At 38.8% G+C, this 24848-nt stretch carries 18 protein-coding genes; 8 read left to right on the top strand and 10 right to left on the bottom strand.

What is annotated here, in order from left to right:
- Positions 1 to 3: 3 nt before the first annotated feature.
- The 4 genes from rbbA to NBG71_RS04270 all read left to right on the top strand — a co-directional run bounded on the left by rbbA (position 4) and on the right by NBG71_RS04270 (position 7271).
- On the top strand, positions 4 to 2760 hold the full coding sequence (gene rbbA / locus NBG71_RS04285; protein WP_250916835.1) for a ribosome-associated ATPase/putative transporter RbbA: 2757 nt from the start codon (positions 4 to 6) through the stop codon (positions 2758 to 2760).
- The gene (locus NBG71_RS04280) at positions 2761 to 3888 is read left to right on the top strand and encodes an ABC transporter permease (RefSeq protein WP_099660390.1); all 1128 of its coding nucleotides are present in this window, start codon (positions 2761 to 2763) and stop codon (positions 3886 to 3888) included.
- 259 nt (positions 3889 to 4147) lie between these two features.
- The gene (locus tag NBG71_RS04275; protein ID WP_075673119.1) at positions 4148 to 4537 is read left to right on the top strand and encodes a hypothetical protein; all 390 of its coding nucleotides are present in this window, start codon (positions 4148 to 4150) and stop codon (positions 4535 to 4537) included.
- A complete protein-coding gene (locus NBG71_RS04270; RefSeq protein ID WP_250916566.1) occupies positions 4524 to 7271 on the top strand; it encodes a phage tail protein in 2748 nt (915 codons plus the stop codon). The genes NBG71_RS04275 and NBG71_RS04270 overlap by 14 nt, the downstream gene beginning before the upstream one ends.
- A 43-nt stretch (positions 7272 to 7314) precedes the next feature.
- Here NBG71_RS04270 and kdpE read toward each other — a convergent pair whose 3' ends face one another.
- From kdpE to NBG71_RS18840, 6 genes are read right to left on the bottom strand one after another with little or no spacing between them, the layout of a single operon-like run.
- Positions 7315 to 7998, bottom strand: a complete 684-nt coding sequence (kdpE, locus tag NBG71_RS04265; protein ID WP_075673117.1) for a two-component system response regulator KdpE — start codon at positions 7996 to 7998, stop codon at positions 7315 to 7317.
- A complete protein-coding gene (kdpD, locus tag NBG71_RS04260) occupies positions 7995 to 10715 on the bottom strand; it encodes a two-component system sensor histidine kinase KdpD (RefSeq protein ID WP_250916565.1) in 2721 nt (906 codons plus the stop codon). The genes kdpE and kdpD overlap by 4 nt, the downstream gene beginning before the upstream one ends.
- Before the next feature lies 1 nt (position 10716).
- Positions 10717 to 11313, bottom strand: a complete 597-nt coding sequence (gene kdpC / locus NBG71_RS04255; protein ID WP_075673115.1) for a potassium-transporting ATPase subunit KdpC — start codon at positions 11311 to 11313, stop codon at positions 10717 to 10719.
- Positions 11314 to 11323: 10 nt separating this feature from the next.
- On the bottom strand, positions 11324 to 13381 hold the full coding sequence (gene kdpB, locus NBG71_RS04250; RefSeq protein ID WP_075673114.1) for a potassium-transporting ATPase subunit KdpB: 2058 nt from the start codon (positions 13379 to 13381) through the stop codon (positions 11324 to 11326).
- Between the two features lie 11 nt (positions 13382 to 13392).
- Positions 13393 to 15096, bottom strand: coding sequence for a potassium-transporting ATPase subunit KdpA (kdpA, locus tag NBG71_RS04245; protein WP_250916564.1), 1704 nt, complete (start codon positions 15094 to 15096; stop codon positions 13393 to 13395).
- Between the two features lie 2 nt (positions 15097 to 15098).
- A complete protein-coding gene (locus NBG71_RS18840) occupies positions 15099 to 15182 on the bottom strand; it encodes a potassium-transporting ATPase subunit F (protein ID WP_099660395.1) in 84 nt (27 codons plus the stop codon).
- 227 nt (positions 15183 to 15409) lie between these two features.
- Here NBG71_RS18840 and NBG71_RS04240 point away from each other — a divergent pair, with 227 nt between their 5' ends.
- Positions 15410 to 16096, top strand: a complete 687-nt coding sequence (locus NBG71_RS04240; protein WP_075673112.1) for an ankyrin repeat domain-containing protein — start codon at positions 15410 to 15412, stop codon at positions 16094 to 16096.
- Entirely contained in the window at positions 16096 to 16557 is a 462-nt protein-coding gene (locus NBG71_RS04235; protein WP_223672266.1) for a nucleoside deaminase, read from the top strand. Before NBG71_RS04240 ends, NBG71_RS04235 begins: the two co-directional genes overlap by 1 nt.
- 86 nt (positions 16558 to 16643) lie before the next feature.
- On the opposite strand, the gene dmsD is transcribed toward NBG71_RS04235, so the two are convergent.
- From dmsD to dmsA, 4 genes are all read right to left on the bottom strand, one after another.
- Entirely contained in the window at positions 16644 to 17255 is a 612-nt protein-coding gene (dmsD, locus tag NBG71_RS04230) for a Tat proofreading chaperone DmsD (RefSeq protein ID WP_196563733.1), read from the bottom strand.
- A 174-nt stretch (positions 17256 to 17429) separates the two neighbouring features.
- Positions 17430 to 18287 (bottom strand): DmsC/YnfH family molybdoenzyme membrane anchor subunit, encoded by an 858-nt coding sequence (locus NBG71_RS04225; protein ID WP_223672264.1) that lies wholly within the window; start codon positions 18285 to 18287, stop codon positions 17430 to 17432.
- A gap of 1 nt (position 18288) precedes the next feature.
- On the bottom strand, positions 18289 to 18906 hold the full coding sequence (locus NBG71_RS04220; protein WP_023582154.1) for a DMSO/selenate family reductase complex B subunit: 618 nt from the start codon (positions 18904 to 18906) through the stop codon (positions 18289 to 18291).
- 11 nt (positions 18907 to 18917) lie between these two features.
- Complete coding sequence (gene dmsA / locus NBG71_RS04215; RefSeq protein ID WP_250916563.1) at positions 18918 to 21353, bottom strand: dimethylsulfoxide reductase subunit A; 2436 nt, start codon at positions 21351 to 21353, stop codon at positions 18918 to 18920.
- Positions 21354 to 22028: 675 nt separating this feature from the next.
- Between dmsA and NBG71_RS04210 the strand changes: the two genes are divergently transcribed.
- Both NBG71_RS04210 and NBG71_RS04205 read left to right on the top strand, forming a co-directional pair.
- Positions 22029 to 23399: a sucrose-specific PTS transporter subunit IIBC gene (locus NBG71_RS04210; protein ID WP_075673122.1), complete on the top strand. Its 1371-nt coding sequence runs from the start codon at positions 22029 to 22031 to the stop codon at positions 23397 to 23399.
- Positions 23400 to 24806 carry a sucrose-6-phosphate hydrolase gene (locus tag NBG71_RS04205; protein ID WP_250916562.1) on the top strand — a complete coding sequence of 469 codons (1407 nt, stop codon included), beginning with the start codon at positions 23400 to 23402 and terminating at the stop codon, positions 24804 to 24806.
- Positions 24807 to 24848: the final 42 nt, after the last annotated feature.

Here is a 24848-nt window from a genome sequence, read left to right as displayed (position 1 = left end):
ATAATGAGAACGCAAAGTCATTCTCATATCATTGAATTGACTCATGTATCCCAACATTATGGCGATACCAAAGCGCTTGATGATGTGACATTGACTATTCCTGCGGGAAAAATGGTCGGATTAATTGGCCCTGATGGCGTAGGAAAATCGAGCTTGATCTCTCTTATTTCTGGTGCGAGAGAGATTCAAACAGGACAAGTGATTGTTTTAAAAGGAGATATGAATGATGTTGAACATCGAAGAGCCGTTTGCCCTCGCATTGCTTATATGCCTCAAGGGTTAGGTAAAAACCTTTATCACACACTTTCTGTTTTTGAAAACGTTGATTTCTTTGGCCGTTTATTTGGTCAATCAAAACAAGAACGGGCAGAACGCATAAATGACTTACTTGAAAGTACCGGTTTAGCGCCATTTAGAGATAGACCTGCGGGTAAACTTTCTGGGGGAATGAAACAGAAACTAGGTTTATGTTGTGCGCTTATTCATGATCCGGAATTGCTGATCCTTGATGAACCCACTACAGGAGTTGACCCATTATCACGGGCACAATTTTGGGAATTAATTAATCGTATACGTAAGCGTCAAAAAAATATGAGCGTATTAGTTGCGACCGCTTATATGGAAGAAGCTGAACGTTTTGATTGGCTGGTTGCTATGGATGCAGGAAAAATATTAGCAACAGGTCACGCGGATGAATTAAAAGCCAAAACTCATACTAATGAACTAGAAGCTGCTTTTATCGAATTATTACCAGAAGAGAAAAAGAAAGATCACCAAAAAGTTATTATCCCGCCAAGAAATAAAAGTGACGATGATACTATCGCCATTGAAGCACAAGATTTAACCATGTGTTTTGGTCAGTTTGTTGCCGTAGACCATGTTAGCTTTCGTATTCCTAAAGGAGAAATTTTTGGTTTCTTAGGATCGAATGGTTGTGGTAAATCAACCACCATGAAAATGCTAACTGGTTTACTAGAAGCCAGTGAAGGGCGAGCCTGGTTATTTGGTCAAGAGGTTGACCCTAAAGATATCGAAACTCGCCGCCGTGTCGGTTATATGTCACAAGCATTTTCACTTTATAGTGAATTAACGGTACGTCAAAACCTAGAGTTACATGCCAAGCTTTTTCATATTCCAGAAGATGAAATTCCTCAACGTGTTAAAGATATGAGTGAGCGTTTTAATTTAACCGACGTCGAAGAAATGATGCCAGATGGCTTGCCATTAGGTATTCGTCAACGTCTATCGCTTGCTGTAGCCGTTATCCATAAACCTGAAATGTTAATCCTTGATGAACCAACTTCAGGAGTTGACCCCATAGCACGAGATATGTTCTGGAACTTGATGGTTGATTTATCAAGACGTGACGGTGTCACTATTTTTATCTCAACTCACTTTATGAACGAAGCCGCGCGTTGTGACCGAATGTCATTGATGCATGCAGGTAAAGTATTAGTGACTGATACACCTGCGAATTTAGTTAAAAACAGTCAATTTGATACACTTGAAGAAGTTTTTATTGACTATCTTAAAAAGGCATCGGGTGAACAAGAAGCACCAGAACTTGATGAAAAAAAACTACAACTTCCTACATCTCCCCATGACAGTGCAGAAAAAGCATTAAAACAACGATTTAGCTTACGACGTTTATTTAGTTACAGTATTCGTGAAGGTATGGAATTACGCCGAGATCCTGTACGACTTACCTTAGCGTTATTAGGCACGGTGATCTTGATGTTTATTATGGGATACGGTATCAGTATGGACGTCGAAAACCTGCGTTTTGGTATTATGGATCGAGACAAAACAGGGCTAAGTCAGGCCTATAGCCAAAATCTTTCAGGCTCTCGTTATTTTATTGAAAAAGCACCAATCACAGATTATGACCAATTGGAAAAACGGCTTCGTAGTGGTGATATTACGGTTGCGATTGAAATTCCACCTAATTTTGCACGAGATGTTGCTAAAGGCCACACGGTAAAAATTGGTGTTTGGATTGATGGTGCAATGCCTAATCGAGCTGAAACTGTTCGTGGTTATATTCAGGCAATGCATTTAACATGGATGCTTGATATGGCTATGCGTCAACCCACTAATATTGTTGATAAATTGTCACCTATTAATATAGAAACTCGCTATCGCTATAACCCTGATGTAAAAAGTTTACCTGCAATTGTACCCGCGGTTATTCCTCTTTTATTAATGATGATCCCTGCGATGTTAAGTGCGTTGAGCGTCGTTCGTGAAAAAGAGCTTGGTTCTATTATCAATCTTTATGTTACACCTATCACCAAAGCAGAGTTTTTATTAGGTAAGCAATTTCCTTATATCTTATTAGGTATGTTTAACTTTTTTATGCTCTGTGCGCTTTCAGTCTTTGTATTTGGTGTAAGTTTTAAAGGGAGTATGTTAACGCTTTCTTTAGGTGCATTACTCTATATCACTATTGCAACAGGAATGGGATTGCTCATTTCTTGCTTTATGAAAAGTCAGATTGCAGCCATTTTTGGTACTTCAATTATTACTTTAATTCCAGCAACACAATTTTCAGGCATGATTGATCCTGTTTCGTCACTGGAAGGTATCGGTAAATGGATAGGGCACATTTATCCTACATCTCACTTTTTAACTATCTCTAGAGGGACATTCTCTAAAGGATTAAACCTTTTTGATTTACCTTGGTCTTTTATTCCTTTGCTTATCACTATCCCAATTGTTATTGGGTTGAGTGTCTTTTTCTTGAAAAAGCAGGAGGCTTAAATGTGGCGCACAATCCAAAATGTGTTTAATTTAGGCGTAAAAGAGCTACGCAGTCTCTCTCGTGATAAAGCTATGCTGGCATTAATTGTATTTGCTTTTACGGTATCAATTTATTCATCAGCAACTGTTACCCCAGGCTCATTACATCACGCGCCGATTGCTGTTGCTGATCAGGATAAATCACAGCTATCTGCACGTATTGTAAATAGTTTTTATATGCCTTATTTCTTGCCTCCCGCCGATATTATTCCTGAACAAATTGATGGTTTATTAGATAGAGGTGCTTATACCTTTGCACTTGATATTCCCCCTAATTTTCAGCGTGATCTCTTAGCCGGTCGTAAACCTGAAATACAAGTTAATATCGATGCAACCAGAATGAGCCAAGCTTTCTTAGGTAATAGCTATATCCAAAACATTGTCATGGGTGAAGCAAAAACCTTTTTAGCGAAAAATAGAACCAATGATCCACTGCCTGTTGATTTGGAAGTTAGAATGAGTTTTAACCCAAACCTAACACAATCTTGGTTTGGCTCTGTTATGGCAATTATCAATAATATCACTATGTTATCGATAGTATTAACCGGGGCTGCATTAATAAGAGAGCGAGAGCACGGCACCATTGAACACTTATTGGTTATGCCTGTAACTCCTTTTGAAATTATGCTTTCTAAGATATGGTCAATGGGATTGGTTGTATTATTGGCATCAGCCATGTCGTTGGTATTAGTCGTAAAATCGCTACTTCATGTTCCTATTGAAGGCTCTGTTTTACTGTTTATGTGTGGTGTTGCTTTAAGCTTATTTGCGACAACCTCAATAGGTATTTTTTTAGGAACAATGGCACGCTCAATGCCCCAATTTGGTTTATTGATGATTATGGTATTATTGCCATTAAATATGTTATCAGGAGGGATGACATCACGAGAAAGTATGCCTCAGTTTGTACAGGATGTAATGCAAACAATGCCAACCACACACTTTGTTAGCTTAGCGCAAGCTATTTTATATCGTGGTGCTGACTTCTCTATTGTGTGGCCACAATTCATTATCTTAATTGTTATTGGTTCGGTGTTTTTCTCATTAGCATTATTACGTTTTAGAAAAACCATTTCGGCTATGGCCTAATAAATTTAAATATTAATCGATAAATTGACCTATTTTCTTCTATTATTAAATATAGAAGAGAATAGGTTTTTTATTAATCCAATTACTTTGAATTGGTATTTTTACTTAAAAATGAACTTTCGATAAATAACCTTCACTGAGGTAAATAATATATTTAAGATAAGATGTTAAGTAAAAGTCATTAATAAATAACTTTATCCTTCATTAGAGTAATGAAATTAATATATTTTTATTGATTATTTTAAATAAGGCTAATTTTATGAAAATAATGAAAATATTAAAAAGAGAAACAATAGAAAGTAATTTTAATAAAAAAGAACAAGCTAGTATAGATATAATGGATATTAAACCAATTAGAGATAAATTATATTTACCTTACTCTATAAATGCTTGGTATACCACAACACTTAGTGAAGCGATAACATTTATTCAGCTTCCTACTGCTATATCTGGCTCTCAAATTTTACTTCATATAACGCAAGGTTCAGGTGCAAATCAAGTCGTTTTTATTGATGATGTATTATGGCCTTTAGGTCGTAAGCCTCTCTTATCATGGGATAAGGGGGCTATTGATATTATTCAATTTATTGCCCTTAATGAGACGTGGTTAGGGCGATTTATTGGTGGAGGTATGCATGTATCAGAATGACAATTTAATGTCTGTCTATAATTTGCTATTTGGGCATCAACGTTTTTTAGATAATAATACTGGTTTAACAATAGATAGAAGTAAACAGCATTTTGTTTTTAATCCTGATGGCGTTTTATCAAATAATAGACATACAATCGGATATACACGTTTAGAGTCACAACCTAATGGAGATGCAACAACTGAAGGCCAATCCTTACAAATATTGGGTTATCTCTATGTATATAAAGCAACAAAAGATAAGTATTGGCTAAATAAGGCTATCTGGTGTTTTAATGCCTATATTAAATATTTCTATCAATGCCAAGAAATACCTGATCCCCCACATGATAGATGGTTAAGTCAATGGATTATTAATGGCAAAGAGCCTACTTTATCTAATTGGCCAATTAATTTTGATGAACCCACTAATTCAGGGTTTATTGATACTGAAATTATGTTTGTTGATGGAACTTGTCAAATACCACACGGTGCTCCTTATTGGGGAGAATATCTTGATATCGTGACACAAGCTTATCGTGGCGTATTATCTTATCCCAACATAAATGCCCGAGTTGTCGCACTAAATAATGACGGAAGTATTAATTGGAGACAAAAAGGTGAGTCTGTTGAATTAGCATGGTTAATTGATTTATATGGACGAAAAATTGATAACCAAGGTCATATTTTAGAAGAAAGGGCAATTGAACCTAAAGGCTATGTAAAAATGACATCGCCAATTAATGGATTATGGAAATTGTGTCATGCAAATATTCAACCTGTAGAGAAAGGTGGTTTTCTGATAAAACGAAATATGGCATGGCATAATCGACCACTCAATATTCCTATTATCGATAAGAGAAATTATGGTAATGCAGCTGATGCAGAAGAGTGGTTTTTAGAGGCCAGTTATACATTATGGAAAATAACAAATGAACACCGTTATTGGTTAGCTTGGCGAAATAGTGCATTAATGTGCATGAGATATGCAAATATTGATTCTAATGATAAATTCTTCAGACAATCTACCACGGAATTAAGCCCGTTTACTGATGGGATCTCCTATGAATATCATTATCCCAAGGATCGCCATATTTCTCTTGATAGAAATAAGCAGGGGTTTATCAGAATAAAAACGGATGGAAATGCTGCGGTGACTTTAGAGCAACAAAGTATTTCAAAGAAAATTGATAAAAACTCGAAAATAACCATTAATGTGGGAGGGGGGGATAAAAATAAAGCCCCATTAAACGTCAGAATTAATATGGGTATTATTCCGCAAAAGAACAGCCATGCTGTGAAAAATTGGTTTTTGCCACTACCTCATACTCCTACAAATAGTAACGTAATAAAATATGAATTTAGTGTAAGTTCGTTTATTAAAAAAAATGAAGATATTGAACATCTTACAGTTAATGATGTGGGATATATTAAACTTGACGAAGATATCGAGACTTCATTTGAGTTCGAAGATAATATTATTGATGGTCGTTCAGCCGTTGTACAACATGTGCGACTTAAAGAGAACAGTAAAATAATGGTGGGTTTTTGGCTAACAACTGTAGGAAAGGCTATACCGACATCATTTACGTATAAATTGCATAGGGATAAATGGAAAATCATTATTTACGATGCTGATCTCTGGCGTTGGTATTGGATATTACCTATGACGAAAGGTCAGTGGTCTACTATTCAATTAAAGCCTGAAACACTTATATTAATGGATTATCAACCTTATTATTCAGGCGATGAAATTAAACCTACACATCCGAATTTACAAGCAGTCTCTAGTGTCACTCTTGCTATTTATGAACTTGAAAAAAATGATAGTTCAGAAATCACTTGGTATTGCTTTAACGATATACCAACTCATTTTAATGATCTTGATGGTTGGACACATAAGTTTTCAATCACTCTAACAGGTAATGATAGTTTTGAAGGGCTGATTGGTGATTGCGACATTAGCTACAATGATCTCAATAAACTCGCTTATACCCCCGGTATTATTCCTTTTTCCAATAATTCTACAAAAGATTCTTCTCAATTCGATTCATGGCGTGGATTACCTTATCCTGGCTATCAACATCCTTTTATTTATATCCATGAAGAAAATGCACAAACTCATTTAGAAAATATGTGTCAATTTCTGTTTGATGCCCAAAAGGCTTATGAAGAGAAGTTTAAGGTGAAAGGCCCCGTTGCCATGGCCTATGTTTGGGATCGCTGGGATAACATTGAATATGGTGAGGCAGATACCTTTATTTTTAATCATTGGGGGAGCGATGCTTGGGCAGGATATCAACCTAGGGCTTTTGCTTCAGCGGCTAGAGCGTGGTATGAATTAGTCTTGTGTAAAAAAAACATTCCTGAAAATCTTATTCGATTTACAAGTAATTGGGTTGATTATCTTATTCATTTCTTTGAGAAAGTTGGCGGGTTTCCTTGTGAGTTTCCTGCTGACTCGCCACCACCAGAAAATCGAGATTTTGTCGGCCATATGACAGGATTATGGTTGTGTGGCCTTTGTTTTGCTGCAATGTCTGGGTGTAAAAACAGTAAATTAAATTGGATTATTGAAAAATCAGTTACTGAACTTATTGAGCACTATAATGTGGTGTCTCCAACAAGCCCAATGAATGGAAGTTGGTCTCCTGCCGTAAGAAAAGAAAGTGATAATGGGATATTTTATGGTTTCTGGTCAGGCGAGATCTTACGCGGATTAGGCATGTATATATTGTATAAACAAGAAAACTGATTAATTGATAAATTAACCTTGTTTATTTTCCTATTACCCTTAGTTACGGCATAAATCGATAACCGATCCCCGTTTCTGTAATTAAATGCACAGGACATGCGGGATCGGTTTCTAGTTTTTGGCGTAAATGACCCATATAAATGCGCAAATAGTGGCTATGTTCAACGAAATTAGGCCCCCAAACATGTTGCATTAAATGCCGTTGAGTAAGCACTTTTCCGCTGTTATTAACCAATTCACTTAGCAAACGAAATTCAGTCGGCGTTAAATGTACAGGTTCATTTTGACGAGTAACAATACGATTAACCCAATCAATCGTAATATCGCCAAAGGTAAATTGTGTGTTTTCATTTTCTTGTTTAACAAAACGGCGTAGTGACGCTCTAACTCTAGCTAATAACTCACTAATACCAAAAGGTTTAGTTAGATAGTCGTCCGCTCCTGCATCAAGCGCTTTTACTTTGTCTTGTTCCGAATCTCGAGCTGAAAGTACGATAACGGGTGTACTACTCCATTGACGAAAATCTTGAATAAAGCAGAGACCATCTTTATCCGGTAAGCCAAGATCAAGAATAACTAAATCAGGCTTTCTTGATGCCGCTTCAATTAATCCTCGTTGGCATTCACTGGCTTCATAAACACGAAATCCTTCGTTCTCTAAAGCAAGCCGAACAAAGCGTAAGATCTCTTTTTCATCTTCAATAATTAAAATGTTATATGGAGTCACTGTTTTATTTCAATCTCATCAATATCAGGGAGTAATTTTAAAGGTAAAACAAAGTGGAAACTTGCTCCACCTTTTTTATGGTTTTCAGAAAAATTATTGTTTTCAGCCCAAATTTCACCCTCATGTAAGCGAATAATCGCGCTACATATCGCTAAACCTAAGCCAACACCAGGAATTGCGGATTCTTTTACTGCGCGTGAAAATTTATTAAAAATAAGTTGTAGTTGGTCAGTCGGAATACCATTACCTTCATCCCACACCTCAACATGAATTTTAGAGGCTTCAATATAAGCTCTTACTCCGAGCTTTGTGTTTGGAGTCGTATATTTTACTGCATTTTCAAGTAAGTTCGTGATAACCCGTTCAATTAAGTTACCATCACAATAAAGCAGTAAATCAGCAGGAATATCAATTTGTAATGGATGTTTATCAAGTAAATAAGAGAGTGACCGAATGGCACTGCCTGTAATTTCTTGCAGTGAATTCCATTGTAAATTCACTTCAATACCACCAGATTGAATACGTGCCATATCAAGTAGATTATTGACTAAACGCGAGGTTGTGAGGATCTGCTGTCGAATTTGGTTAACTTGTTCTGTATGGGATGAACCTTCAGCACTTAAATCGAGAAGTAAAATCTCTGATTGCCCAAAAAGCACTGTAAGCGGTGTTTTTAAATCATGAGAAAGCGCCGCTAATAATGCATTTCTTAATTGCTCCCGTTCGATATTAATTCGAGATTGTTCTGCAATTTCAGCTTGTTGTAATCGTTCGAGTGCATTAGCAATCAAACCATTAAAGGTTTGCAATAGTTGCTGTTGTTCTGGAATAAGCAATTGGCGAAGATTATTAGGTTCAATGGCTAAAATAGCTAAAACTTGTTGAGATGCGGTAATTGGATGTAATTGGTAAGGCACACTTGGTAACGTATCTGTACCAGCACCTGCAATTTGGTCTTTATCACAACACCAGCGCGCAATGCCATTATCAATAGGTAAATGCCCCATACCTTCGGCATGAAAAGGCATTAATTCACCTTGTTTGTTGGGGAGCAATAAGCAAACTTTTGCATCAAACGCACTTGATAAAAAATGGTAACTGGTATGAACAACATCTTGTAATGTTACCGCGCGTCCCAGCTCTCTTGTCATTTCAAATAAATGACGAGTGCGTTGCTCTCTATAACGAGCAACACGTGTTTGATAACGCATACCCGCAGTTAAATTACCGACTACCAATCCTACAATAAGCATGACTGTAAAAGTGATCAAATACTGCATATCGAGTACAGCAAGTGAAAAGTGAGGCTGTACAAAGAACAAATCAAAACTAATGACATTGATTAATGCTGCAAAAATAGAAGGGCGACGACCAAAAAAGAGAGCAATTAATACTACGCCCAATAAATAGAGTGTCACTAAATTGGCTTTATCAAGCGCTAATAGAAATGTGCGAGAGAACAAGGTGATCGCTAAACATATTCCTATCGCTGTAAGATAGCCTTTTATCTCTTGTCGCCATTTTTCATTTTGCAGTGGTGCTGTTTTAGTTTTATAACGGAGCTCCTCATCATTAAGAGCAACGCTGATAACATGAAGATCGGGGGCATAGCGTGTTAGTTTTTCTGCAAACCGCATCCGTATCCAGCGTTTTAACCATTGCCATTTTTGATAAGCACGCTGACCAATAATCACTTTCCCAAGATTATGTTCTCTGGCGTAACGGATCACTGCTTTTTCCGCTTGATTATCAGAAAGGATCGCGGTTCTTGCACCTAGATGTTGTGCCAGTTTTAAAGAGTGCAAAATTGCCCGGCGTTTATGCTCACCAATTTGATGAAGCTTAGGGGTTTCAACATAAATAGCATGCCATTGGCAACCAAAAGCGGCAGCATAACGAGCTGCCGTGCGAACTAATTTGTCGTTACCACCATGAGCACCGAGACATACCATTAGACTATCTGTCGTGTGCCAAACAGGTGATGCTCCTTGGCTATCTCGAAATTCTTTAACTTGTGTATCAACTCTATCTGCCATACGACGTAAAGCTAATTCTCGTAGTGCGATTAAATTACCTTTACGAAAAAAGTGTTCGATGGCTCGTTCTGCTTGTCCGGCTAGATATACCTTGCCTTCATGCAAACGTTGTTGTAAATCATCCGGCGGTAAATCCACCATAACCACTTCATCAGCACTATCAAAAATATAGTCAGGGATCGTCTCTTGAACACGAATTCCTGTAATGCTTCCCACAATATCGTTAAGGCTTTCAATGTGTTGTACGTTTATTGTGGCAAGTACATCAATACCGGCATCCAATAGTTCTTCCACATCTTGCCAGCGTTTAGGATGTCGGCATTTGTGTGGATTACTAAATGCCAGTTCATCCATTAAGATCACCGCCGGATGTCTGGCTAATGCGGCATCTAAATCAAATGCTACAAGCTTTCTACCATGATGATGAATACGCTGTGGTGGTAATAAAGGTAATCCATGAAGTAGCGCGGCCGTTTCTTGCCTTTGATGCGTTTCAACAACACCAGCAAGCACATCAATACCTTGCTGGTGGAGGCGTTGAGCCTCTTGTAACATGGCATAAGTTTTCCCTACGCCAGCACAAGCGCCAAAAAATATTTTTAGGCGTCCACGAGTTGTTGTTCGCGTTGAAGCGAGTAAATCATCGGGTGAGGGTCGTTGCCACTGCTTTTCGAGTTCCATTTTATTGAGTACTCACTTTCTGCTGTTTTTCTGCACTTAATTTATCTAGTGCCTGATTTAGCATAAACACATTCACAACAGGTTCACCCATAAACGGCAGTAGTGGTGATGTTGTATTGTTTTTTATTAATTGCTCAATTTCATTTTTAGTGAGTTGGCGAGAATATGCAATATTTTCAATTTGATAATAAGCTGCTTGTAATGAAATATGAGGATCAAGCCCACTTCCTGATGCTGTGACTAAACCAACAGGAACAACATCTTGATTATGCGTTATTTTTTTCCATGTTTGGATACGTTTAGTTATCTCATTAAGAAGTAATGGATTTGATGTTGCTAGCTGGCTAGCACCTGATGCCAGGCTGTTATAGGGCATTTCTGACGTCATTGATGGACGACCCTTAAAATAATCATCCCGCGTAAATTGTTGCCCAATCAATTCAGAGCCAATAAGTTTATTATCTTGATACACGAGAGAGCCGTTTGCTTGCCATGGAAAAATAAGGTTGGCTAATCCTGTAACAAGTAAAGGATAGGCGAGCCCAGTTATTAGTGTGAGTAATAATAACATCACTAAAGATGAACGAAATAGATGCATATAAAACTCCTTAAAACCCAATAAACGCTAAGATCATATCGATGATTTTAATGCCAATAAAAGGGACTAATAATCCACTGATCCCGTATAAAGAGAGGTTACGGCGCAATAATGAGTGCGCAGAAACAGGGCGATAGTGAACACCTTTAAGGGCTAGAGGGATCAAAAAAACTATAATTAAGGCATTGAAAATAACGGCAGATAACATTGCAGATGCGGGTGAATGTAAATTCATGACATTAAGCATATTGAGTTGTGGGTAAGTGACTGCAAAAGCCGCAGGAATAATGGCAAAGTATTTTGCGATATCGTTGGAAATACTAAATGTAGTTAAAGCGCCTCGTGTCATTAGCATTTGTTTACCAATGTGCACCACTTCGATTAATTTTGTTGGATTAGAATCTAAATCAACCATATTTCCCGCTTCTTTGGCGGCTTGAGTACCTGAATTCATCGCAACAGCAACATCAGCTTGCGCCAATGCAGGAGCATCATTAGTACCATCGCCGGTCATTGCGACTAATCGACCTTCTGATTGATATTGACGAATTAGTGCTAATTTTGCCTCTGGTGTTGCTTCAGCCAGAAAATCATCAACACCCGATTCTGCTGCGATAGCCGCTGCCGTAAGATGATTATCGCCAGTGATCATGACCGTTTTTATACCCATTTGGCGAAGTTGAGCAAAACGCTCTTTAATTCCGCCTTTCACAATATCTTTAAGCTCAACAACACCTAAGATTTTCTGATTTTCAACCACCACCAGCGGTGTCCCACCCGTTCTTGCCACTTGTTCGACGATTGTGGTGACTTCATCAGGAAAATGACCGTGACTGACTTCAATATGGCGACGAATAGCATCAACAGAACCCTTGCGGATCAAGCGTTCACCTAAATTAACGCCACTCATTCTTGTCATTGCAGAGAAGGGAATAAAAGAAGCGCCAATTGACGCTAAATCGCGTTCGCGCAAATTAAAACGTTGTTTAGCGAGGATCACAATGCTTCTGCCTTCAGGCGTTTCATCTGCAAGTGAACTTAGCTGTGCTGCATCTGCAAGCTGTTTTTCACTAATACCTGAAAGAGGAATAAAACGAGAAGCTTGGCGATTACCAAGTGTAATAGTGCCTGTTTTATCAAGAAGTAAGACATCAACATCGCCCGCGGCTTCCACTGCGCGACCACTGGTTGCAATTACATTGGCATCAAGCATTCGGCTCATACCCGCCACTCCAATCGATGAAAGCAATCCACCGATCGTGGTAGGGATCAAGCATACTAACAAAGCAATCAAAGTTACTACTGAAATAACAGCACCATGTCCTTGAAACTCGACAGCAAAAACACTAAATGGATAAAGGGTAATGCAAGCCAACAAGAAAATCAGTGTCAGAGCGGTTAATAGGATAGTTAAAGCCACTTCATTTGGCGTTTTTCTACGCTTTGCACCTTCCACCATTCCAATCATGCGGTCGAGAAATGAATTGCCAGCTTCTGCAGTACAACGAATAATCAGCCAATCTGACAATACTCGAGTTCCTCCCGTTACAGAAGAAAAGTCACCGCCTGACTCACGGATCACCGGCGCTGATTCCCCTGTAATCGCGCTTTCATCAACAGAAGCACCACCTTCAATCACTTCACCATCACAAGGAATAACTTCACCAGCATTGACTAAAACGATATCACCTTTATGCAGTGAGAAAGAGTCCACGGTTTCTTTCGAGGCATTAATATCTGCGTGATGTAAACGTACTGCTTTGGATTGTTGTTTTGCACCACGTAAGCTCGCTGCTTGCGCTTTACTTCGACTTTCTGCTAATGACTCAGCAAAATTGGCAAATAGCAATGTCACCCATAACCAAATCATTACTTGTGAAGTAAAGTGATTATCTTTAGGGAAATAACCTAACAGTGAAGCAAACCAAATTCCGCTAGTTAAAAGCGCACCAACATAAACAATAAACATAACGGGGTTACGCCATTGTGCTTGAGGTGTGCATTTTTTTATTGCATCAAAGAAAGCCGACATCACGGTTTTTCTGTCAAAAAGTTGCGTTGTTTTCATGATACGTTTCCTTATTTAGCCCAAAACTGTTGTAAATGTTCTGCTATAGGGCCAAGTGCTAATGCCGGAACAAAAGTCAGAGCGCCGATCATTAATACAGTGAGGATCAATAACAAAATAAATAGCGGTGAAGTGGTAGAGAGAGTTGCCAAGCTTTCTGGCTGACGTTTTTTCACGGCTAAACTACCTGCAATAGCTAAAACCGGTAACATGACACCGAAGCGACCAATCAACATGGCGAACCCTAATAATAGATTGTAAAAAGGTGAGCTGGCATTAAGTCCAGCAAAGGCACTGCCGTTATTATTCGCAGCAGAAGTAAAGGCATATAGCACTTCACTAAAACCATGAGGACCTGGGTTTAAAATGGCCTCGCGACCAATATCAGTAAATAAGGCGAGGGTTGTGCCTAATAAAACCACGGCTGGAGAGATTAAAATAGCAACAGCTACCCATTTCATTTCAGCAACACCAATCTTTTTACCAAGGTATTCAGGTGCTCGCCCAACCATTAATCCCGCGATAAATACGGCTAATAATACATAGAGGATCATGCCGTAAAATCCTGATCCCACACCGCCAAAGACCACTTCTCCGGTTTGCATTAACCACATTGGCACCATGCCACCTAAAGCCGTTAATGAATCATGCATGGCATTGACTGCACCACAAGATGCAGCTGTTGTGACAGCAACAAAAATCGCGCTACCAATTATGCCAAAGCGTGTTTCTTTGCCTTCCATATTTAGTGAGCTATCTGTACCAGCAAAGATAAACTCTGGATTTCCTTGCCATTCAGCCCAAGTGATCACAGCAACGGCAACAATGAAAATTAGTGTCATAGCCCAAAGTAAGGTATAGCCTTGGCGTTGCATCCCACTTAAACGACCAAAGGCAAAACATAAGGTAGTAGGAATAAGAAATATGGCAAGGATCTGTAAGAAGTTACTGAATGACGTTGGGTTTTCATAAGGATGTGCAGAGTTTGCTGCAAAATAACCACCACCATTTGTACCCAAGAGTTTAATTGCTTCTTGAGATGCAACAGGTCCCATTGGTAACCATTGTTGGTGTCCATCAAGACCTTGACTTAATACCGCAGGATGAAAGTTTTGTATAACGCCTTGGCTGACAAATAACAGTGACCAAATAACTGCTAAAGGCAATAAAACATATAATGTAATACGCCCAATATCGATCCAAGCATTCCCTAATGAGGTACAAGAAGATTGAGTTAATGCTCTAATTAAAACGAAGGCAACAGCAATACCCGTTGTAGCAGATAAAAAATTTTGTACGGCAAGCCCCGTCATTTGACTTAAATAACTGACAGCCGTTTCACCGCTGTAAGCTTGCCAATTCGTATTTGTGATAAAGCTAATTGTGGTATTTAACGCTAAATCCCAACTCATATTAGGGGCAAATTGAGGATTTAAAGGTAAATAGCCTTGGTTAAGCAATATGACAAATAATAGAATTGCGCCCATTAAATTAAAAATAAGAAGGGCGAGCATATAGTGATACCAGCTCATCGGCTGGATTGTTTTTCCTGCGGGTTTAAAACCACAACAACGCCAAATAACATGTTCGGTTTGAGTAACCCAATGAGGTAAGTCACCTTCAATAAGGCGAGCTAAGTAATGTCCAAGCATTTTCCCCATTACAAATAATGTGATCAGAAAAACAGCAAGATATATCCACATTGTTGTTGCCATTTTTAAAATGCCTCTGCGTTAAATAACACATAGATAAGATAAGCAGTGAGCAAAACAACTAATGCCACAGCACCAAATATCAGCATCAGAACAATCCTTTTACTATTTAGATTGAATGAGCGTACTTAATGGGCTGTAAAGATGTTGATAAAAAAGGGATGGGCGGTGTAAAAAAAGTATAAAAATGGCTGATAGGTGATTTATTGACTCCTTGAGCGGTTGAAATAATGTCGTCCCTTTGTTAGATCTAACTTAGGTTTAAATAATATGCTAATTAAGTAAATGGAAATTAGCACTCTTTAAGGGATATCGCATGAATACTCTCTATCTAAAGACCAAATGGTTTTTATACTTCTTAAGCCTACTATTAATTTCATCTATCTTCATGGTTAAAGCGATGGCAAGTTCTGATAAGGCATACCTAGTTACACTGGCACAAGAGGGAAATTTATCTGAATTAAAACGTCAGATAGAACAAGGTGCAAATATTGAACAACGTGATCTAAAATTACGCACACCGCTAATGGCAGCCACACATGCTAATCAAATTGAAGTCGCAAAATATCTGATAGAACAAGGTGCCGATGTTAATGCTCGTGACGCAATTCATGATTCACCGTATCTTTATGCGGGCGCAAGAGGGTTACAGGAAATTTTAGAACTAACCTTATCACATGGCGCCTCGCTTAAAAGTGTTAATCGTTATGGTGGAACAGCATTAATTCCTGCATCAGAGCGAGGTCATGTCAAAACAGTAAAAACATTGATTGATGCTGGTGTGGATGTTGATCATATTAATCGTTTAGGTTGGACGGCTTTAATCGAAGCGATTATTTTAGGTGATGGTAGCCAAAAATATGAAGAAATTGTGACTTTACTTATTGAAGGCGGAGCTAATGTCAATCTTGCTGATGGATCAGGCCATACACCATTAACCTTGGCTAAAGATAAAGGCTACACGAATATTGTTAATATACTTGAACAAGCGGGGGCAAAATAATGTCAGATAACCAATTTATACAACAAGCCATATCGCTTGCAATGGATAATGTGAAAGTGGGGGGAAGACCATTTGGTGCGGTCATTGTGAATAATGGTCAAGTGATTGCGAGCGCCGTTAATCAAATACTAACGACAAATGATCCGACAGCCCATGCTGAATTATTAGCATTACGGGAAGCCAGTAAAGTATTAGGGCGCCCCAAATTAGATGATTGCGTTGTTTATGCTAGTGGACAACCTTGCCCAATGTGTCTTGCCGCAATGCGTATGGCGGGGATCACTAAAATTTTTTATGCCTATTCGAATGCTGATGCCGAGCCTTACGGACTATCGACAGCCCATATTGCTAAAGCATTAAGAAAGGAACCAGAACAACAAGAAGGCCTTCAATTTACACAGATAAAAACCGAAGATGAAACACAACCTAGGCTTTATCAGTTTTGGTCACAGCAATCTTAAGAACGTTAACTTTTTATATATCAAAGCCCTAAAAGCGAGAATTTCTTTCGTCTTTAGGGCTTCACATTTTTACTGTCTATTGTAAATCAACAAAATAACTGTTTTTCAGCAGGTATAATATTTAACTGTAATTGCCAACTTTTGAGCGTTAATGTCGCCAGCATGGCTAGACCTTCGTAATAAGGAAATGCGCCTTGCAGAGATAATTTCTCTAAATAACGATAAGCCCATGGAAGAAGATGTTCAGCTAATAGCTCATTTAATTTTTCAGGGCGAGTTTCTGCAATCCATGCCACCATCATCACCATTAAACCAAAGTGATCTTCTGGCTCATTTTGAGTTAACGCAATATCAATGCCGTTTGCTAGCATCCACTCGCGTAAATCTAATGTTGAGTTACCGAATAATACATTTTCATGATCAAGGTAAACAGAGCCCCAAGGTGGCGCAGGTAGTGCGTAAGGGCCGACAAATAAACGTTGATATGCCTGCGCTAAAGTTTCTTCCTCTAATGTGGTTTGTGAAAGAAGGTTAGCAATGCGTTGCTTTTCTTCATCACTGCCATAAGGCCATTCTTCAACCCACTTTTGACTAGACAGCAGCTCGACAATGTCACTTTTCTCTGTAGGTGCGTAATAAAACGCAGCGCCTAAAATACGGGCCGTGAGAGAAATATCAGTAATAAGTTGTTGTTCCATAATATTTTTATAATCCGCTTAGATTTATTTTCTTTACTATATGCGATTTTCTATCTAAACATAATGACGAAGATTAAAAAAGAGTGATACCGCATTATAAAAGGAAAACCGCCATAACAGATAAAAAGTGTGGGCTTTTTAACTATTACAGCGGTTTAAAGGTAGCGTTTTTAATTAACCAACAACCGCCATACCGACAGTCATATGTAAACCATAGAACACACCGCGTCCTATAAATTCACCGGCAAACACTAAAATAAAGCCCAATGCTAACAAAGCAACAGAAGGGTTATTTTTACGCAGAAGTGGCGCAATCCAGCAACTTAAGCCTAAGACTAAAGCCACTAATTTAATGCCCATTAAAGCACCATAGTTAGGGACTAAATCCACCGCTTTTTGTACAGAAGTTTGAATAGAGCCTAATTCAAAACCTTGTGATGTTGCCACAATAGCACTCACAACAATCGCAATAACACTTAATAATGGCAATGCACTGACGCAGTTTAAATTAAAGCCTGCAATTCGCATTAAAAGTGCCGCTAAAATAGGGCCACCGATAAAGGCAGTCAGCACAAAATTAAATGTGGTGTAGCTGTTATACCACGTTGGAACGGTATCAATTTGGTATACACGAGAGATCGCCGTAATAAATAATGCAGCTAATATCATAACCAGTGCGACCCATAATTTACCTAATGCAGCTGGCATTTTATTAAGTACAGCCAGTAACCAGTAAATACCACCTAGTGCAAAGAAAATTGAACCGCTGGCAATTTCATTACTTAATGATGAGTGGCCTAGACGAAGTAATGAGTTAAATGCACGTAGTGGCGTTCCCATATGCATCATGGAGAGCAAGAAACCAATTCCCATTAATGCCCAGAGTCCAAACATGCTGTAATGCACTTTTCGGTTCATTTCTGCGGAGAGCTTACCCGAAAGAATTGCGCATCCCATAATAATAAAAGCGCCAGCAACACTTTGACCGATAACGGTAAAAAACATTAGTGGCCATTCATGCAATCCCACCATCTTACACCTCCTCTGGGTTTGCCAGATGACCAGTGGTATCACCCACAGGACGGCTATTGGCATTTAATTTAAGGACAATATTTGGCTTGGTGTATTTTGCTGAAGGAAGTGGGGCGATTTCAGCTAAATCACCATATTTAGCGCGTAACTCTTCAATCGGTGCCATATCTAATGCACGTAGTGGGCAAGATTCGACACAAATAGGTTTTTTACCTTCGGCTACACGTTCATAGCAACCATCACATTTGGTCATATGACCTTTGACTTCATCAAATTGCGGTGCGCCGTAAGGGCAAGCCATGTGACAATAGCGACAACCAATACAAATATCTTCGTTAACGACAACAAAGCCGTCTTCACGTTTATGCATCGCACCACTTGGGCAAACTTTGGCACAAGCGGGATCGTCACAGTGGTTACACGAAATAGATAGGTAATAAGCAAAAACGTTCTGTGTATAAACGCCATCTTGCTCTGTCCAATCACCACCCGCATATTCATAGATACGGCGGAAATTAACTTCTGGGGATAAATTTTTAAAATCCTTGCACGCCAGTTCACAGGTTTTGCAGCCGGTGCAACGACTTGAATCAATATAAAAACCATATTGCGTTGACATAACCAGACTCCTTACGCCTTGACGACTTCAACAAGATTACTGTGAGAAGGATTACCCTTAGCGAGAGGTGAAGGGCGTTGTGTCGTTAATACGTTAATGCTACCCGCGTGATCGATACGGTTACTATCTGGGTTATACCAAGCACCTTCACTTAAACCGACAACTCCCGGTAAAATACGAGGTGTGACTTTCGCATTGATCCTAACTTCACCACGATCGTTATAAATACGCACTAAATCACCGTGTTTGATACCGCGTTTAGAAGCATCAACAGGGTTGATCCACATTTCTTGAGGGCAAGCAGCTTTTAAAACATCAACGTTGCCATAAGTTGAGTGAGTGCGTGATTTATAGTGGAATCCTGTCATTTGTAATGGATATTTCTCCATTGCCGGATCGCCATAGCTTTCAAAGCCAGCGGAATAGATAGGCAATGGATCAATCACATCGTCAGACGCCAGTTCCCATGTCGCTTTAATGTTGGCAAGCTGAGAAGAATAAATCTCAATTTTGCCTGATGGTGTGGTTAATGGGTTACTTTCAGGATCTTCACGGAATTTGCGATAAGCAACGTGATGGCCTTCAGGATCGCGTTTTTTGAAGATACCTTGAGCACGGAATTCTTCAAAAGTCGGCAGTTCAGGTAAGTTTTGACGAGATTGTTCGTAAAGATGACGTAACCACTCTTCTTGTGTGCGGTTTTCAGTGAATTTTTCACCTACACCCATACGTTTTGCAATTTCGCTTGTCATTTCATAGATATTACGGCTTTCAAAGCGCGGTTTGATTGCCTGATCAGCGAAAATAACATAAGCCATATTACCCGCTGAAGCATCCATACAGAAATCCATCTGTTCTGATGCAGTGCAGTCAGGAAGTAGAATATCGGCATATTTAGCAGATGCTGTCATATGGTTATCGATCACCACAATCATTTCGCATTTTTTATCGTCTTGCAAAATGTCATGAGTACGATTGATTTCAGAATGTTGGTTAACTAAGCAGTTACCCGCGTAGTTCCATACCATTTTGATAGGTACATCAAGCTTGTCTTTACCACGAACACCATCACGGGTCGCGGTCATTTCAGGGCCACGTAAAATGGCATCCGTCCACATAAACATGGAAATGCTGGTGGTGACTGGATTAGTCAGCGTTGGCATACGAACAAAAGGAATACTGTAAGAGCCTTCACGAGCACCAGTATTACCGCCGTTGATCCCCACATTACCTGTTAAAATAGAGAGCATCGCAATAGCGCGAGAAGCAAGCTCGCCATTAGAACGGCGTTGAGGCCCCCAGCCTTGTGTAATATAAGCCGGTTTCGCTGTTGCGATTTCACGCGCTAATTTAACAATACGTGAAGCGGAGATACCGGTGATCTGCGCTGCCCATTCTGGAGTTTTTGGCTGACCATCTGCGCCATCACCTAAAATATAGGCTTTATAGTGACCATTTTTGGGCGCACCTTCTGGCATAGTGGTTTCATCATAACCAACACAATATTTATCTAAGAAAGGCTTATCAACTAAGTCTTCTTTGATCATGACATAAGCTAATGCATTGACTAATGCCGCATCTGTTCCCGGACGAATAGGGATCCATTCATCTTCACGGCCTGCACCTGTATCGGTATAGCGTGGGTCGATAATAATCATTCGTGCATCAGATTTTTCACGCGCTTGCTCAACATAATAGGTGACACCGCCACCACTCATACGTGTTTCGCCAGGATTATTACCAAACATCACGACAAGTTTAGTGTTTTCAATATCTGAAGGGCTATTACCATCAGCCCAACCACCATAGGTATAGTTTAATCCAGCTGCGATTTGTGCCGTACTATAGTCACCATAGTGATTAAGATAACCACCACAACAATTCATTAAACGTGCAATTAATGTTGCACCTGGTGGCCAAGACTTCGTCATGGTGCCACCTAAAGTACCTGTACCGTAGTTTAGATAAATAGATTCATTACCATAATCTTTGATTAAACGTTTCATGGTATCTGAAATAGTATCAAAGGCTTCATCCCATGAAATACGTTCAAATTTACCTTCACCGCGTTTACCTACACGTTTCATTGGGTAACGTAAACGGTCTGGATTATAAACACGACGACGCATAGAACGACCACGTAAACAGGCACGAACTTGGTGTAATTCTTCGTAGACATCATTGCCAGTGTTATCAGTTTCGACGTACTTAATTTCGCCATCAACCACATGCATACGTAATGGGCAACGGCTACCGCAGTTTACAGTACAGGCGCTCCACACCACTTTTTCGCTATTGGTTGTTGTTGTTTCTGAGGCAACGGCTTGATTAAAGGGGAGTGATAATCCCCCAGCAGTCATTGCTAAACCACCCGCTGCACCTGTTTTGACAAAACGACGGCGAGATAAAGGAGTGGAAAGTAACGCCATCTCTTTGATGTTTTTCATACATTACTCACTTGATTATTTACATTTTTAAGAAAAGCAGAAGCTAACAAGCTTATAAAGAAATAATTATTGTTATTGTTGTTAAAAAATAAGCATTTTAACGTAGGCAATAAAACCCAACTGTTAATATGGATACTACGTATTTTCTAAAAGTTGTAGTTGCTTTACATCAAAGAAAAGTGATTTATTACAAGCGTTACCAGTTTTTGAGGTTAACTTAAGTTTTTGTATTAATTAAATTTAATCATTTGATTAAGTTCAATATGTAATAAAATACATAGCGATTGGTGAGGTATTGTAATGTTACGGATAACAGAAAATAACAGAATAATAATGCGCTATCTATCAGATTTAAATGGATTATTTACCAATAAAACTAATGAATGGAATATATTTTTCTAAAATTAAATTATTTAACATTATATTAATTTATTTAGCTAAACAAAAAATAAAACGTTTAGCATATCTTTTGTTTTTACTTCTCTCTTACTATCTAAATAAGACTAGTTATCTATTTTTTTGTTGCTTAGATCACAAATAAAACGCTTTTATACGCATATTAATTGCCATTTAAGGTAGGTTTTCATTTAATCAAATTATTAGCTAAACCGTTTTAGTTTTTATATTTACTATTAATGATCGTTTATAAACGAAGTAAGAGTTACTGAGGCTATGATGAATATTGAAAATATTGCTCGCCAACTAGTGCCTTTATTGGGAGGTGCTGAAAATATCGCAAGTGCAGCGCATTGTGCTACACGCTTAAGACTTGTTCTTGTGGATGACTCAAAAGCAGACAAAGAAGCAATCAATAAATTAGAGGGTGTGAAAGGGTGTTTTAGTAATGCAGGGCAAATTCAGGTTATCTTTGGCACAGGCCTAGTTAATAAAGTACATGCTGCATTTATTGCGGCTGCTGGCATTGGTGAATCAAGCAAATCTGAAGCCGCCAATATTGCGGCTAAAAAGCTCAATCCATTTCAACGAATAGCAAGACTGCTTTCTAATATCTTTGTTCCCATTATTCCCGCCATTGTGGCGTCAGGTTTATTAATGGGATTACTGGGATTAATGAAAACTAACCAATGGGTAAGTCCTGATAATGCACTCTATATCATGCTTGATATGTGTAGCTCTGCGGCATTTATTATTTTACCTATTTTAATTGGTTTTACAGCTGCAAAGGAGTTTGGCGGAAACCCTTATCTTGGTGCAACACTCGGTGGAATTCTAACGCATCCCGCATTAACCAATGCGTGGGGTGTTGCTGCGGGTTTTAACACCATGAATTTCTTTGGATTAGAAATCGCCATGATTGGTTATCAAGGCACTGTTTTCCCAGTATTACTTGCTGTTTGGTTTATGAGTGTATTGGAAAAACAATTACGAAAAGTTGTTCCTAATGCCCTCGACTTAATTATCACGCCATTTTTAACCGTTATTATTTCGGGATTTGTCGCGTTATTAGTCATTGGCCCAGTCGGTCGTCTTTTAGGTGATGGTATTTCATTAATCTTAAGTACCTTAATTACGCAAGCCGGCTGGATTGCGGGGCTGATTTTTGGTGGACTCTACTCTGTGATTGTTATTACAGGTATTCATCATAGTTTTCATGCCGTTGAAGCTGGTTTATTAGGAAACCCTAATATTGGGGTTAATTTTTTATTACCTATTTGGGCAATGGCGAATATTGCTCAAGGTGGTGCTTGTATGGCAGTTTGGTTTAAAACCAATGATGCAAAAATTAAAGCTATTACGATCCCCTCGGGCTTCTCGGCTATGTTAGGCATTACTGAAGCTGCTATTTTCGGGATCAATTTACGTTATGGAAAACCATTTATTGCGGCTTTAATTGGTGGTGCAGCTGGAGGCGCTTGGGTTGTAGGCTCGCATGTTTATATGACAGCCGTAGGGTTGACTGCCATTCCAGGTATTGCAATTGTGCAAGCAGGTTCAATTATGAACTATATTATTGGCCTTGTGATTGCCTTTGTGACTGCGTTTGTTATCTCTCTTTTGCTGAAATATAAAGTGGAGTCTGCATAAATGAACACAAACGAAGGGTTATCTGCGATTTTACAAGCGGTTATGCGTAATAATGCTAAAGCTGTAAAAGATAAATACTACCCATGTTGGCATTTAGCGCCAGTAACTGGGTTGTTAAATGATCCTAATGGATTTTGTTTTGATGGTGAATACTATCATCTGTTTTATCAATGGAACCCTTTGTCTTGTGAGCATAAACATAAATGTTGGGGTCATTGGTGCTCAAAGGATTTGATTACTTGGCAGCATCAACCTATTGCTTTATTACCTGATGAATTTTATGACAAAGATGGCTGTTATTCTGGTAGTGCAGTGATCCATCAAGGGCAATTAATCCTTTGTTATACTGGTAATGTTAAATTTGAGGATGGCTCTCGCACGGCATGGCAATGTTTAGCCGTTGAAAATCAACAGGGAGGGTTTGATAAGTTAGGGCCTGTATTAGGGCTTCCTGAAGGTTACAGTGGTCATGTCCGTGATCCGAAGATTTGGCAATATAATGATGTCTGGTACATGGTATTAGGCGCACAAAACTTAGATAAACAGGGTAAAGTTTTACTCTATCGTGCATCTCACTTATATCAATGGCAATTAGTCGGCGAGTTAGCGGGAAGTTATTTAGGCGGATTAGCTGATGCGGGTTATATGTGGGAATGCCCAGATCTCTTTGAACTAGATGATCACTTTATTTTATTAACATGTCCTCAAGGTATAAAAAGAGAGCAACAACGATTTTTAAATTCGTATTCTAGTGCCTATTTAATCGGGGATTTTGATTATTCAACATTACAATTTCAGCATGGTGATTTAATCGAACTAGATGCAGGTTTTGAGTTTTACGCACCTCAAACAACATTAGCGAATGGTAGACGTTTATTATTTGGTTGGATGGGAGTTCCTGATGGTGAAGAGATGTATCAACCGACCATTGCTAATGGCTGGATACACCAAATGACTTGCCCTCGCGAATTACATATAAAAGAAGAGAAGCTTTATCAGCAACCCGTAAAAGAGTTACAGCAACTCAGACAAAAGCCAGCATATTGGCAGGGTATTGCTGATGATGCGCCAGATATCAGCGGATTTTCGTTTGAACTTGAAGTAGAACTATTCGGCTCTCTTACTATTTATTTTTCTGATACTCTTGTTTTACTTATTGAAAATAATCAAGCCGTGTTAAAACGCCGTAGTGTTAAAAGCGGGGAGTGGCAATCTCGTTTCTGGTCTGGTGAGATAAAACATCTTCAAATATTATGTGATAACTCTAGTGTGGAGATTTTCTTTAATGGCGGTGCTGGTGTGATGAGTAGCCGTTTTTTTCCTTCAGAAAAACGGACTATCTGTTTCTCAGGGAAAGACACCATTAATCTCACAACTTGGCAATTAAAGAATACATTACTCAATTAAATACAATTATATAAACAATAAAACAGTTTAAGTTTAGAGAAC

This window comes from Proteus sp. FZP2095 (genome assembly GCF_023701425.1).
Classification (GTDB): Bacteria; Pseudomonadota; Gammaproteobacteria; order Enterobacterales; family Enterobacteriaceae; genus Proteus; species Proteus cibarius.
Note: the sequence above shows the minus strand (reverse complement) of the source record. Positions and strands in the feature narration are given on the sequence as shown.

Bases quoted from the DNA above. Each gene is read 5' to 3' on its own strand.
- rbbA (WP_250916835.1), top strand. From the start codon at position 4: ATGAGAACGCAAAGTCATTCTCATATCATTGAATTGACTCATGTATCC.
- NBG71_RS04280 (WP_099660390.1), top strand. From the start codon at position 2,761: ATGTGGCGCACAATCCAAAATGTGTTTAATTTAGGCGTAAAAGAGCTA.
- NBG71_RS04275 (WP_075673119.1), top strand. From the start codon at position 4,148: ATGAAAATAATGAAAATATTAAAAAGAGAAACAATAGAAAGTAATTTT.
- NBG71_RS04270 (WP_250916566.1), top strand. From the start codon at position 4,524: ATGTATCAGAATGACAATTTAATGTCTGTCTATAATTTGCTATTTGGG.
- kdpD (WP_250916565.1), bottom strand. From the start codon at position 10,715: ATGGAACTCGAAAAGCAGTGGCAACGACCCTCACCCGATGATTTACTC.
- kdpC (WP_075673115.1), bottom strand. From the start codon at position 11,313: ATGCATCTATTTCGTTCATCTTTAGTGATGTTATTATTACTCACACTA.
- kdpB (WP_075673114.1), bottom strand. From the start codon at position 13,381: ATGAAAACAACGCAACTTTTTGACAGAAAAACCGTGATGTCGGCTTTC.
- kdpA (WP_250916564.1), bottom strand. From the start codon at position 15,096: ATGGCAACAACAATGTGGATATATCTTGCTGTTTTTCTGATCACATTA.
- NBG71_RS18840 (WP_099660395.1), bottom strand. From the start codon at position 15,182: ATGCTGATATTTGGTGCTGTGGCATTAGTTGTTTTGCTCACTGCTTAT.
- NBG71_RS04240 (WP_075673112.1), top strand. From the start codon at position 15,410: ATGAATACTCTCTATCTAAAGACCAAATGGTTTTTATACTTCTTAAGC.
- NBG71_RS04235 (WP_223672266.1), top strand. From the start codon at position 16,096: ATGTCAGATAACCAATTTATACAACAAGCCATATCGCTTGCAATGGAT.
- dmsD (WP_196563733.1), bottom strand. From the start codon at position 17,255: ATGGAACAACAACTTATTACTGATATTTCTCTCACGGCCCGTATTTTA.
- NBG71_RS04225 (WP_223672264.1), bottom strand. From the start codon at position 18,287: ATGGTGGGATTGCATGAATGGCCACTAATGTTTTTTACCGTTATCGGT.
- NBG71_RS04220 (WP_023582154.1), bottom strand. From the start codon at position 18,906: ATGTCAACGCAATATGGTTTTTATATTGATTCAAGTCGTTGCACCGGC.
- dmsA (WP_250916563.1), bottom strand. From the start codon at position 21,353: ATGAAAAACATCAAAGAGATGGCGTTACTTTCCACTCCTTTATCTCGC.
- NBG71_RS04210 (WP_075673122.1), top strand. From the start codon at position 22,029: ATGAATATTGAAAATATTGCTCGCCAACTAGTGCCTTTATTGGGAGGT.
- NBG71_RS04205 (WP_250916562.1), top strand. From the start codon at position 23,400: ATGAACACAAACGAAGGGTTATCTGCGATTTTACAAGCGGTTATGCGT.